We start from the raw sequence: 11,946 nt of genomic DNA on the forward strand, positions 1-11,946 counted from the left end.
ATACTTCAAAAGTACTGGTATGTCCAATTTTAAAATATGATATTTATCATGTCTCTAGAAAATACAGCAATATCGACACAACATTTGCAGAAGCGCAGTTATATTATTAACTTTACTAAAAACTAAAATCACCGATTATGAAAAACTTAAAACTAGTCGCTATTGTTTTTGCTCTCGTATTTGCAACATCTTGTAAAAAGAAGAAAAAAGAAGAAGTTACAGAAACAGAAGTAGAAGAAATTGTAACGGAAAAATCAACCGAAAAAAAATTAACGATTAGTTTGTCGCCAAAAAGCGACAGCAAAGTTGAAGGTAGCGTAACTTTTAAAGAAAAAGATGGTATCGTTAGTATGACGGCTAAAATGACAGGACTTAGCGAGGGAGAACATGCTATTCATATACACGAAAAAGCAGATTGTTCTTCTGCAGATGGCACTTCTACTGGTGGTCATTGGAATCCTACAAATCAACCACACGGAAAATGGAAAGCTGAGACAGGTTACCATAAAGGAGATATTGGTAACTTTAAAGTTGCTGCTGATGGTGAAGGTATTGTAACCTTAACAACTGATGAATGGTGTATTGGCTGCGGAGATGACACAAAAGATATTATAGGAAAAGCCATTATTGTTCATCAAGGTACAGACGACTATACATCTCAACCTTCTGGTGCTGCTGGCAGTAGAATAAGTTGTGGTGGCATTATTGAATAAAACATCAACAACATAACAATTAACTAATAGAGCTATTGCAGCACTACTTTCTTCCCCTTTTACTGCAAAAATTCTAAAACAAACCTCTAATGGCAGATTTAGATACCCTTGTAGTGCAATTTCAGAATAAAGATCAGGTTGCATTTGAAAAACTATACGGTATGTATAGTAAAAGCATACATGGAGTTGTTTACAACATTGTAAAAGACACCTATATTGCAGATGAACTTATGCAAGATGTCTTTATAAAGGCATGGAAAAAAGCAGACACTTATTCATCAAAAAAAGGAAGATTTTTTACGTGGATTCTTAACATAGCACGCAATACTGCTATAGACAAGACACGTTCTAAGGCATTTAAGCAATCCAAACAAAACCTCAACTCAGATTTCTTCGTAGATATCATAACAAGCAATGATAATTTAGACGCTAGTACAGATGCTATCGGAATTAAAAAGTTTGTGACCAATTTAGGTCAAAAATGCAAAGAGGTAATTGAGCTCCTTTACTTTAAAGGATTTACACAAAAAGAAGCCTCAGAAGAATTACAAATGCCGATAGGCACAATTAAAACAAGAAACAGAAGCTGTATACAACAGCTCAGAGACATGGTATTATAGTTATGGATATTAAAGCATATATAGAATCTGGCATTTTAGAGCTATACGTAGCAGGCCAACTTTCTGAAAAAGAAAATCAGGAAGTCTATGACCTTTTGCAACAATATCCAGAATTATTACAAGAAGTCTTAGAAATAGAAGCAGCTGTTGTAAAATTAACTGCTGCAGTATCTCCACATGCTATAGATTTTGATTCTTTTAAAGGGAAATTAAACGCAACAGATACTAAAGTAGTAGATCTTAAACCTAAGAAACCAAATTGGATATCTTACACAGGTTGGGCAGCATCAATATTACTGGCTGGTGGATTATTATGGACACTGAATAACAAAAATCAGTTAGAAGACCAATTACAAACTGCAGAAACAGAAAAACGCTATTTAGAGATTCAAATAGAAGATGCCAGAACCGATTTGGCAGCAACTAAAAATCTGTTGGATGCTATAAGAGACAAAGACATTATCGCTGTACCACTTGGTGGTCAAGGAGACTATGCTTCTAATTATGCTAAGGTCTATTGGAACAAAGCAGATAATACCATTTACCTCGATGCGGAAGGTTTACCAAACGCACCAGAAGGTAAGGTATGGCAAGTATGGTCATTAACTTTAAATCCGTTAACACCTACCAGTTTAGGTACAATAGACAACTTTAACACAGACGACAACAAAATATTTACTATTGCCAATGCTAACGAAAGTCAAGCTTTTGGTATAACTTTAGAACCAGCTGGTGGTAGTGAAAGTCCAACAATGGAGCAGCTTTACACACTTGGTGTAGTGAATACTCAGCCATAATCTCTGAGTCTATATTATAAATTAAAACCTTTTTGCTTTGCTTGGTGATTTTTTTATTAAAAAGTAAATTTTAATAGATAAAATCTTAACAAAAAAAGCACTCTAAATAGCGCTTTCTTAATATATAATTTTATCTAGATACTAGGTAATTACACCTCAACCAAATCGAATCTTTTGGCCCAATGTACGGCACTTTCAATAGATGTAAAACGTCTTATTTTCTTTTTAAAAAATAGGCTTTCTATAACAGAATTTACAAAACTAACTTTAGAATACCCTATGATTCCATAGCCTTTAATATCAAAACTATTCTTAAAAAACTTAAGCCAATCAATTGGTACTACGGAATAAGAGTGAATTCTGTGAGATAGATAAACCAAATCACTACCGTTGCATTTAGTAAAATCGGTAACATCTTTAACTATAAGTTGTGCATGATTCTCCCAAGAGAAACTTACTCCTTCATTTATTTCAGAAATAATAAAGCCATCAAAAATAAATACATTACCAAATTTGTAGTTAACTTCTTTAAGGACTTCACTATATAAACCTGTCTTTGATATACTGACCATAACGTTAAGTTAGACTTTTTCATTTAAAGAAAAAAATGCTATCAATTATTTTATAGTGACAAAGATGTCTAAGAAAGTAAAAAATGCTAATATTTTACTACAACTGTAATAGCCAATTGCAATAAAAAAATTCACAGAAATATCTTACCAATTTTACTTTGGTAAACTTTCTACTTTGCCCTTAGCCTTAAAAGCATCTACATATTGTTCTGCACGAGGGTTTCTTGGATTTATTTCTAACGCTATTTTATAGTTGTTATAAGCTTGCAAGCTATCACCACTTCTTAAGTAAGCTTCTGCTAGACTATCATATACGTTATCACTGGTAGGATGCAATTCAACATTTAGTTTAAAAACCGCAATGGCTTTTTCATATTCATTTTTTCTAAGATGCTGATAACCGATGGAATTAAAATCCTTTTCTCTAATGTAAGAGCTTGTAGAGTCTTGTTTTTTAATTTCCAAATAACCCGACAGCGCTTTTTCATAATTACCTGCTGCCAAATGCTGACTGGGCGTTTTATAGTCTTTAGAAACTTTTATATAATCGTAAGTTATCTTTTTTTCGTCATCCTCATCTATAATTGATAAATAACGTTCTTTAGTTTTAGGATGCTGTACAAAGCGAAACTTATTGTACATATCTGGCACAAAAAATTCATTTTGTGCCAAGGACACAGGCTTAATCTCACCACCTTTCCAATTTAAGAATAGCTTATCTTCTTTATAGTAAACTTCTATAAGCTCGTCTGGATTGTAAAGATATTTTCCTGAAGTTTGCTCTTTAAACTCTTTAGAATATTCTACTGAATTTGAGCAACTAAAACTAACGGTTGCAAATAATAGGAATAAAATTACGGCTTGAGTTTTCATTGTGATAAGATGATCGGTTGATTAAAAATAAAAAAGTCTCACTAAAAGTGAGACGATTTTATATAGATTTTGTTACGTTAAAAAATAGCTTTTAACTTTTTACATCCATCAATTCTACATCAAAAACCAGAGTAGCATTTGGTGGAATTACGCCTCCAGCACCAGCAGCACCATAAGCCAAATCACCTGGAATTACTAAACGTGCCTTATCACCAACATTAAGTAAGCAAATACCTTCGTCCCAACCTGGAATAACCTGTCCTACTCCTACTTGAAAATCTAAAGGCGAATTTCTTTTGTATGACGAATCAAATACCGTTCCGTCAGCTAACTGACCTTTATAATGTACAGAAACCATATTTCCTTTTTCAGCCTTCTTACCATCACCTTTTTGGATAACTTTATAACGTAATCCTGTTTCTGTTTCTTCAAAACCTGCTGCTAATTTATCTAACTCAGCTCTTGCTGCTTCGCGCTCTGCTGCGATACGCTTTTCTCGTGAACCTTCAAAAGTTCTAAAAGCTTCAATAGCATTAAATTTTTCAGCAGCCTCACCTACTCTTACTATTTCCAAACTCTCTATAGTATCACCTTGTGCAACTGCATCTACAACATCTTGTCCTTCTACTACTTTACCAAAAACAGTGTGCTTACCATCTAACCAATCTGTAGCGATATGTGTGATAAAAAATTGACTCCCATTAGTACCAGGACCTGCATTTGCCATAGACAATACACCAGGACCATCGTGTTTTAAATCTGGGTGAAACTCATCATCAAATTTATAACCAGGATTTCCTGTACCAGTGCCTTGAGGACAACCACCTTGAATCATAAAATCTGGAATTACTCTATGAAACTTTAGCCCATCATAATACGGAGTGCCTTGTGGTTTAGCAGAATTTTCTAAATTTCCTTCTGCTAAAGCAACGAAGTTACCAACTGTTCCTGGAGTTTTCTCAAACTCTAAGTTTACTAATATTTCACCTTTTGAAGTGTTGAATTTTGCGTATAAACCGTCTTGCATTGTTTTCTCTTTTGTTTAAGGCTGCAAAGATAGTCAATGATTTATGATTTACGAATTTAGGACGAAGATTTGAGAATTAGTTTATAAAAGTTAGTTTTGCTGAAAACATAATTTATGGGATTTTCATTTTCTAAATTTTTAGGAAAAACTAAACCAGAATCATCATCTAATGATTCTATAGAAGCTATTATTGAAGCTGTAGGTAATGAACCGTACGGTGTTTCTAAAAACAATGTGCTTTTTTCTGGGTTAAATGAATTAGGTGGTTATTTTTTCTTTCAGACCGTTATTGTTGGAGCGTTTAAGGTGAAATGTAAAAATGGTGCAAAACTCACCTTTATAGGTAAAGATTTTGAACTGCGCTTAAATTCTGATTCCAATGAATTTGAATCTGACCATACAGATGTAAAAGGCAGATTTGTAACTAAAATTGATTTTTTAATTGAAGAAACTGATATAGAACGATTAAAAGAAGCTGAACTAAAGCAGGTCTTATTAAAAGTAAAACAACAAGAGATTACTTTTAGCAAGTATATTGCCTCTGATGAAGAGGAATAACCGCTAAATTAAAATCTAGAATTTATAAGAAACACTGTTTACCGCAACTGAAAACTAATTCCATTCACTCATAAACTTAATACGCTAGAGATGTAACGCTTCATCTTTGTAGTTGCCATCAAATTCTTTGACAGCATCAGCAATTTTATCGCTTTCAGACTCCATAAAGTACTTATGGATTTTTATTTGTCTTTTTAACTCAGTACTGTATTGTGTATGTTAATTCACTTACCATTAGAAAATAAGTTAATCAGACATATTAGTTAAAAGACTTCTAAATGCTTCCCATTGTGCCTTATCTGCATTAATCTGAAAAGTTCTTGCATTTTTACCAATAGCAGAAATAGCACCTAATCCAGCACCAACTCCAGAGAAGAATAAAGTTCCAATACCTGTGTACCCTTCATAAGGTGCTTCACTAGAGCCACTGCTTATGAGAATCACAGCTCCAGCACCAATTGATGACCCTATTAATATATTATTGCCAAAAGACCTTCTAGTTTTAATTTTACCGATACTATCCAAAGAGATTGTTATTATTTTTTTATGTCTTTTTAACTTTAAATTAAACTCGTCGGCAGACAATAACTTTCCTTTAGCAATTTTTTTACCCTCTAAATTGTAAACTCTCAAAAATGTATTTGATTTAACGGCTTTCTCTTGAGCATTTAATGGGTAACATAGTGAAAGCGTTAAAATGAAGATTAAATATTTCATATCTTTTATTTTTAGAATTCCGTACAATTTGTAGGATAAGATTGAGATATTATACACAACGGGTTTGCGTATGAATGGTGGCTTGTTTCAGTAACTAATTTAGCAAATAAAAACTGAATAGAAAATCCGAAAGGATTTTCGTAAGTAGGCTAGAACCAGCAATAAATTATATATGGTGTTAGCCACTGTGTTTTTTATTCAGTTGTAAATTCTTTTACGTGTTCCCGAATATATTTAATCCGTAAATCACTAATACTTTCTATGTCTCCTAATTCGTAAAATTCATTATCAAGTTTATTTAAAGGATTGTCTTTATAAGATTCACTGAAACTTTCCATAGTTCCATCATCAAATTCTGCAAGTCTCTCTTTGTTTTCTGCATAAATATCATTCGCGCGAGAAGTTAATTCCGCATATTTTTCCGCTCCAATTGTTTTAAATCCGATTTCAGCCATTTTTGCATACTGCCCACTCGAATTAAAATAGAATTGATTAAATCCACCATTATTTACTTCTCCTTCTATAATCCAAGTTGACCAAAAACTTTGTTGCCCATTTGTCAATTTTTGGATATTTGATAGTTCATTTTCGTAATCGTCTCCAATTATTTCGTAAATATTGTCGAAAACAGATTGTTCAAGTTCATCATCAGGAATGGAATCTAAAATTTCTTTAGTCAGAACTTTATAGATTTTTCTATTTTTCCAATCATCCACAGAATTTAATATTTTTTCGATTTCAAGGTCAACTTCAGATTTTTCTTTTTCTTTTTTACAGCCGAAAAAACTTAATATGGAAGATAGAATCATTATCGTTATTATCTTTTTGTTCATTAGATGGTCACATTGTGGCTAACGTTGTTGTGTATGGTTAGCTGCATGGTTAAGCACCTAATTTAGCAAATAAATCATAGATAGAATATTCCGCAGGAATGTTCGTAAGTCGGCAGTGACCAAGCAGTTAATTATACACGGTGTAGTGCTTTCGTTATTTTTATAACTTAAGATTATTTTTTTCTTCTTCAAGTAATCCAATAACTTCTGTCATTCCATTGCTTATTCTATTCATATATTTAATCCTTACAACTTTCATCTGTAAAGAATTATTTAATGTGGCAAACGTAGAAGGACGTGCTAGGATTTCCAAAAAATCTTTTTCAGTTAATCTAAATCTTTCAGGTATCATTTCATTAGGCGTAGATAAAATTTCGTTTAATCCTATTTCTTTTCTTAGTTCCCAGTCAGAACCATTATAATACATATCATTACTAATTTTACGGTGAATGGTTCCACCAATGTCGGCAGACATTATCTCAGCGTAAAGTATTAGTACTTTCTTATTATTAATCATACTAAGCCTGCCTGACGATTTTGAATCTTCATAAATTGGTAAATTGAGATCATAAGGAATACCATATGTTATAAAATCTCCAAGTTTTTTCAGTGAATCTATTTGAATTGTCAATTCTCTAGATCCGATGTGTTTTAAATACAATTGACCGTCTGCAATTAGAGAATCACCAAGGGCAATAGCATCATTTATTATAACCCTCGATGATTGTAATTCTACAATTAAGTCTTCAATTAACTGCTGTTTAATTATCTCATTTTTCCTTGATTCATTCCAATTATTTAAACTCAGCGCAATCAAAATTCCAATAACGACCAAAACAATTTCTCCAATAGCATACTTTAAATACTTTCCAGCATTATTTTTTCCCATAAGGTCGTAGCGTATTTTTCTAAAAAACTTAATCATTGGTTATTGGTTTCTGGTAATTAACTATAGCCTCTGTTTACCATAGTTATTTTTAGCAGGAAGAACAACTTCCAACTGTATGTTTCACAAATAATTCTTTGTCGGTTTTGTCAGATAAATAGAGAATTAATTCAATTCCAGCGTAATGATATGAAGTTCCAACCAACATATCTAGTCTATTATCTCCATTTAAATCTCCAATCCAATAAAGATAAATTCCGCCTTCAAATCCACCTGCTGACCAAGAGTCAATATCCATTTTGACTATACTTTCATTAGTTTTTCCAGAAGCTACTCTCAATTCATAATCTTTAATTTCTTTAAAGTATGGGAATTCATTGTTTTCAGTTTCTATTATCTCACCTTTTATATAAATCCAATAGTATTTGTTTTTTTCTTCATTTTCCAAGTTTGGGACAGAGAATATTATTGTTTCACCAGGATACATTTTCCGATTAATCCATCTACCATTTGTAGAATCCTTTATTGAGTTCAATCCTTTGATTAGGAACTTTGGTTGAGCAATACTATCGGAATTATATTTTTTTATTTTGAAATTAGTTATTAAATATTTTTCTTTTTCATAAATAGCGAAGTAGTCAGAAAAATCAATTTTCGATTCATCCATTTCGCTTCCTTCATAGCAATTCATTAGCATTACACTAATCTGATTTTCTTCTACTGAATTTTGAGAATAGATATTGCAATAGATTAGTAATGAAAAAATCAGAAATTTTATGTTCATAGTTCAATTCAGGTTTTGAGTCTAATTATTGCCAACATGTATGTATATGAAAAGTTGCGTGTTTGCGTACGAAGATTTTCCTTCGGAAAATCAGACGTTACAAATACGCAACGACCTTTGATTTAGCACTAAACCGCAATTATTTTTATACGGTGTTGGGCATAGTAGTTTACTTAAATATAAATTCATTCCAATTATGTTTTTTCAATCCGAATTCAGTCTTAAGTTGGTCAAATTTATTATTCTTTATATTACTCCCAAAACCGGCTATTGCATCCTTTATGGACTTATTCCTTAAAACAGGAAGTAAGTCATCAGGTTGTAAGTGACTACAATTCACGAATCGAAATTCTTCTAGAACTTCTGCAAATTCTAAACTCTTTAAATTTGTTAATCCTTTCAAATTTTCAAAATCAATTCTTCTTAGTTGCTTATTAAGACTAAAATCAGGAAGATTCACAATGTTTGGTAAATTAGCCAATACAAGATATTGAAGACTTTTTAACTCTGAAATAAATTCAATATTGCCTAATTTTCTCAACTGATAAATATCAAGATATTTAAGGGGACTTTAATTTAGTTAATGCATTTAGATTTTTAATTTCACTAAAACTCAATTTGACAGACCGTAATTTGTCTAGATGCGAAATGAAATCTAAATTTTCGAGATTAACAGAAAGTTGAAGTTTCACTAAAGAGGATAATTTAGAAATTTCTTCGACACCTCGTTTATGTCCCCAAACTGATAAATTTTCTAAATTATCAAATCTTGATAAAATTGATATGTCAATTTTTTTTGATTTAGTGTTGCCTAAAATTAGTGATTTTAAAGAAGAATTAATCTTATCTAAAAAATCAATATTTTCTATGTTATAAACATTAATTGATAGAGATTTTAAGTTAACAAGATTGCCAATTGAGTTAATATTCGAACATTCCATATAACCGCTGACTCCAAAAGTTTTAAGATTTGGAAATAATTCTAAAAATGACAAATCCCAAGGTTTGTTGTGGTTTGAGTAAACAAATAATTCCAATTTTGGTTTTCTTGGAATTATTATTTCCTTGATATTAATCCAAACATTTTTGTCAGTTACTGGTTCGCTAAATTGTATAGAATTCAAATTTGAATGCTTGAGTAATTTCTTGACAGCACCTTTATCAATGTCAGAACTTAAAAGAAATTGTCCTGTGATGTTGTTAATTATTTCATAACTCATTTTTTTCTTATTATGCCCAACTCGTTATATAGTAATAATCATTTGTGTTATCCTGATAAAATCTCAGGATAACACAACTTTTTATAATTTATAGTAAGAATCTGGAATTTTAATTCGCCACTTCGCTCATAAACTTAATACGATAGAGACGTAACTCTTCATCTTCGTAGTCGCCATCAAACTCTTCAACAGCATCATCAATTTTATCGCTTTCAGATTCCATAAAGTACTCATGGATTTCTTCTTGCTGGTCTTCATCCAGAATTTCATCTATCCAATAGCTAATATTCAGTTTCGTACCAGAAAACACTATAGATTCCATTTCTTTAATAAACGCTGGCATTTCCATACCTTTTGAAGAAGCAATATCATTTAAAGGTAGTTTTCTATCTACATTCTGTATAATATAGAGTTTTAAAGCCGAATTAGATCCTGTAGATTTTACAACCATGTCATCTGGTCGCATAATATCATTTTCTTCTACATATTGGGCAATTAGAGCAATAAAATCCTTACCATATTTTTTGGCTTTACTCTCACCTACTCCATGCACATTAGATAATTCGTCTAAAGTAATAGGATACTTTAAAGCCATATCTTCTAACGATGGATCTTGAAAAATAACAAATGGTGGCACACCTAATTTTTTAGCATTTCGCTTACGCAAATCCTTGAGCATGGTCATTAACTTTTCGTCTGCTACTGCTCCACCACCTTTAGTATTGGTTATAATGCCGTCATTAGATTCATCATCATAAACATGATCTTCAGCCATCATAAAGGACTTAGGCTTTTTTATAAAATCTTTACCAGAATCACTTAAGCGTAATACACCATAGGTTTCAATATCCTTTTTTAAATACCCAGCAACAATAACTTGACGTATCAATGCCATCCAATATCTAGCCTCTTTACTCTTACCTACTCCAAAGAACGGTTGTTCATCAGTTTTGTGTGAAGAAATTAGAGCATTAGACTTACCAACTATGACTTGTACCAAATCCTTTGATTTGTATTTTTCATTGGTTTTTTGAACTGTATCTAGAAGTATTTTTACCTCATCTTGGGCTTCGACCTGCTTTTTAGGATTACGGACATTATCATCCATATCACCACCTTCGCCTGTTTCATTATCAAATTCTTCACCAAAATAATGCAGTATAAACTTACGTCTAGAAATAGAAGTTTCGGCAAAAGCTACGACTTCTTGTAAAAGTGCATGACCAATTTCTTGTTCGGCTACAGGTTTGCCAGACATGAATTTTTCGAGCTTCTCAATATCTTTATAAGCATAGTAAGCTATACAATGACCTTCGCCACCATCACGACCTGCTCTACCTGTTTCTTGGTAATAACTTTCAATACTCTTAGGAATATCATGGTGAATGACGAAACGCACATCTGGTTTGTCAATTCCCATTCCAAAAGCTATGGTTGCCACAACAACATCGGTGTCTTCCATTAAGAACATATCTTGATGCTTCACTCTTGTTTTAGCATCCAAACCAGCGTGATAAGGCACAGCTTTTACACCATTAACCTGTAATACTTGTGCTAATTCTTCAACACGTTTACGGCTTAGACAATAGACAATTCCAGATTTACCTTCGTTCTGTTTTACAAAACGAATAATGTCTGCGTCCACATTTTTTGTTTTAGGACGTACTTCGTAATACAAATTAGGTCTGTTGAATGAGGCTTTAAATGTTACAGCATCACTCATACCTAAACTCTTAAGAATGTCTTCTTGTACCTTTGGCGTAGCTGTTGCCGTAAGTCCAACGATTGGAATATCATCACCAATACGCTTTATAATATGTCTTAAATTTCTGTACTCTGGCCTAAAATCGTGTCCCCATTCACTGATACAGTGTGCTTCATCTACAGCCATAAAAGAAATTTTGACAGATCTTAAAAAGTCAACATATTCTTCTTTTGTCAAAGATTCTGGAGCTACATATAGTAATTTTGTAATACCGTTTGTAATGTCATCTTTCACCCGTTGTACTTCTGTTTTATTTAAAGAAGAGTTTAAAACATGGGCTACTCCTTCGTGTTCCGATACCGCTCTAATAGCATCAACTTGGTTTTTCATTAAAGCAATAAGTGGAGAAACCACAATTGCTGTTCCGTCTTTAATAAGCGCTGGTAGTTGATAACATAGTGATTTTCCACCACCAGTAGGCATAATAACAAAAGTGTTATTGCCAGCTACGACGTTTTTAATAACTTCTTCCTGAAGACCTTTAAATCCCGAAAAACCAAAGTATTTTTTTAGTGCGGAGTGTAAGTCAATTTCTGCAATACTCATTAATCCTTATTAGTATTTTATATACATTTGCATAA

General features: G+C 32.3%; 14 protein-coding genes. 4 read left to right on the forward strand and 10 right to left on the reverse strand.

Annotated elements, in window-relative coordinates:
• Window positions 1-137 precede the first annotated feature (137 nt).
• From ACFFGA_RS11020 to ACFFGA_RS11030, 3 genes are all read left to right on the forward strand, one after another.
• On the forward strand, window positions 138-713 hold the full coding sequence (locus tag ACFFGA_RS11020; RefSeq protein WP_386063820.1) for a superoxide dismutase family protein: 576 nt from the start codon (window positions 138-140) through the stop codon (window positions 711-713).
• 89 nt (window positions 714-802) lie between these two features.
• Window positions 803-1,333, forward strand: coding sequence for an RNA polymerase sigma factor (locus ACFFGA_RS11025; RefSeq protein WP_386063822.1), 531 nt, complete (start codon window positions 803-805; stop codon window positions 1,331-1,333).
• 2 nt (window positions 1,334-1,335) lie between these two features.
• The gene (locus ACFFGA_RS11030; RefSeq protein ID WP_386063825.1) at window positions 1,336-2,130 is read left to right on the forward strand and encodes an anti-sigma factor; all 795 of its coding nucleotides are present in this window, start codon (window positions 1,336-1,338) and stop codon (window positions 2,128-2,130) included.
• Window positions 2,131-2,279: 149 nt separating this feature from the next.
• On the opposite strand, the gene ACFFGA_RS11035 is transcribed toward ACFFGA_RS11030, so the two are convergent.
• The 3 genes from ACFFGA_RS11035 to ACFFGA_RS11045 all read right to left on the reverse strand — a co-directional run bounded on the left by ACFFGA_RS11035 (window position 2,280) and on the right by ACFFGA_RS11045 (window position 4,602).
• Window positions 2,280-2,702, reverse strand: a complete 423-nt coding sequence (locus ACFFGA_RS11035; protein ID WP_386063827.1) for a hypothetical protein — start codon at window positions 2,700-2,702, stop codon at window positions 2,280-2,282.
• A 153-nt stretch (window positions 2,703-2,855) separates the two neighbouring features.
• Window positions 2,856-3,575 (reverse strand): tetratricopeptide repeat protein, encoded by a 720-nt coding sequence (locus ACFFGA_RS11040; RefSeq protein ID WP_386063829.1) that lies wholly within the window; start codon window positions 3,573-3,575, stop codon window positions 2,856-2,858.
• 91 nt (window positions 3,576-3,666) lie between these two features.
• Window positions 3,667-4,602, reverse strand: a complete 936-nt coding sequence (locus ACFFGA_RS11045; RefSeq protein ID WP_386063831.1) for a peptidylprolyl isomerase — start codon at window positions 4,600-4,602, stop codon at window positions 3,667-3,669.
• Window positions 4,603-4,716: 114 nt separating this feature from the next.
• On the opposite strand from ACFFGA_RS11045, the gene ACFFGA_RS11050 reads away from it, so the two are divergent.
• A complete protein-coding gene (locus ACFFGA_RS11050; RefSeq protein WP_386063834.1) occupies window positions 4,717-5,160 on the forward strand; it encodes a hypothetical protein in 444 nt (147 codons plus the stop codon).
• Between the two features lie 246 nt (window positions 5,161-5,406).
• On the opposite strand, the gene ACFFGA_RS11055 is transcribed toward ACFFGA_RS11050, so the two are convergent.
• The 7 genes from ACFFGA_RS11055 to recQ all read right to left on the reverse strand — a co-directional run bounded on the left by ACFFGA_RS11055 (window position 5,407) and on the right by recQ (window position 11,911).
• Window positions 5,407-5,877 (reverse strand): DUF2207 domain-containing protein, encoded by a 471-nt coding sequence (locus tag ACFFGA_RS11055; protein WP_386063837.1) that lies wholly within the window; start codon window positions 5,875-5,877, stop codon window positions 5,407-5,409.
• Between the two features lie 194 nt (window positions 5,878-6,071).
• Entirely contained in the window at window positions 6,072-6,710 is a 639-nt protein-coding gene (locus ACFFGA_RS11060) for a DMP19 family protein (RefSeq protein ID WP_386063839.1), read from the reverse strand.
• 160 nt (window positions 6,711-6,870) lie between these two features.
• Window positions 6,871-7,635 (reverse strand): DUF6090 family protein, encoded by a 765-nt coding sequence (locus tag ACFFGA_RS11065; protein ID WP_386063842.1) that lies wholly within the window; start codon window positions 7,633-7,635, stop codon window positions 6,871-6,873.
• Between the two features lie 52 nt (window positions 7,636-7,687).
• Window positions 7,688-8,380: a hypothetical protein gene (locus ACFFGA_RS11070; protein ID WP_386063845.1), complete on the reverse strand. Its 693-nt coding sequence runs from the start codon at window positions 8,378-8,380 to the stop codon at window positions 7,688-7,690.
• A 169-nt stretch (window positions 8,381-8,549) separates the two neighbouring features.
• Window positions 8,550-8,921, reverse strand: a complete 372-nt coding sequence (locus tag ACFFGA_RS11075; RefSeq protein WP_386063848.1) for a hypothetical protein — start codon at window positions 8,919-8,921, stop codon at window positions 8,550-8,552.
• A gap of 19 nt (window positions 8,922-8,940) precedes the next feature.
• Window positions 8,941-9,600, reverse strand: coding sequence for a hypothetical protein (locus ACFFGA_RS11080; protein WP_386063851.1), 660 nt, complete (start codon window positions 9,598-9,600; stop codon window positions 8,941-8,943).
• 109 nt (window positions 9,601-9,709) lie between these two features.
• On the reverse strand, window positions 9,710-11,911 hold the full coding sequence (gene recQ / locus ACFFGA_RS11085) for a DNA helicase RecQ (RefSeq protein ID WP_386063853.1): 2,202 nt from the start codon (window positions 11,909-11,911) through the stop codon (window positions 9,710-9,712).
• Window positions 11,912-11,946 lie beyond the last annotated feature (35 nt).

This window comes from Winogradskyella pulchriflava (assembly GCF_042434315.1).
Taxonomy (GTDB): domain Bacteria; phylum Bacteroidota; class Bacteroidia; order Flavobacteriales; family Flavobacteriaceae; genus Winogradskyella; species Winogradskyella pulchriflava.

Coding starts and splice junctions, on each gene's coding strand:
- ACFFGA_RS11020 (WP_386063820.1), top strand. CDS start 138: ATGAAAAACTTAAAACTAGTCGCTATTGTTTTTGCTCTCGTATTTGCA.
- ACFFGA_RS11025 (WP_386063822.1), top strand. CDS start 803: ATGGCAGATTTAGATACCCTTGTAGTGCAATTTCAGAATAAAGATCAG.
- ACFFGA_RS11030 (WP_386063825.1), top strand. CDS start 1,336: ATGGATATTAAAGCATATATAGAATCTGGCATTTTAGAGCTATACGTA.
- ACFFGA_RS11035 (WP_386063827.1), bottom strand. CDS start 2,702: ATGGTCAGTATATCAAAGACAGGTTTATATAGTGAAGTCCTTAAAGAA.
- ACFFGA_RS11040 (WP_386063829.1), bottom strand. CDS start 3,575: ATGAAAACTCAAGCCGTAATTTTATTCCTATTATTTGCAACCGTTAGT.
- ACFFGA_RS11045 (WP_386063831.1), bottom strand. CDS start 4,602: ATGCAAGACGGTTTATACGCAAAATTCAACACTTCAAAAGGTGAAATA.
- ACFFGA_RS11050 (WP_386063834.1), top strand. CDS start 4,717: ATGGGATTTTCATTTTCTAAATTTTTAGGAAAAACTAAACCAGAATCA.
- ACFFGA_RS11055 (WP_386063837.1), bottom strand. CDS start 5,877: ATGAAATATTTAATCTTCATTTTAACGCTTTCACTATGTTACCCATTA.
- ACFFGA_RS11060 (WP_386063839.1), bottom strand. CDS start 6,710: ATGAACAAAAAGATAATAACGATAATGATTCTATCTTCCATATTAAGT.
- ACFFGA_RS11065 (WP_386063842.1), bottom strand. CDS start 7,635: ATGATTAAGTTTTTTAGAAAAATACGCTACGACCTTATGGGAAAAAAT.
- ACFFGA_RS11070 (WP_386063845.1), bottom strand. CDS start 8,380: ATGAACATAAAATTTCTGATTTTTTCATTACTAATCTATTGCAATATC.
- ACFFGA_RS11080 (WP_386063851.1), bottom strand. CDS start 9,600: ATGAGTTATGAAATAATTAACAACATCACAGGACAATTTCTTTTAAGT.
- recQ (WP_386063853.1), bottom strand. CDS start 11,911: ATGAGTATTGCAGAAATTGACTTACACTCCGCACTAAAAAAATACTTT.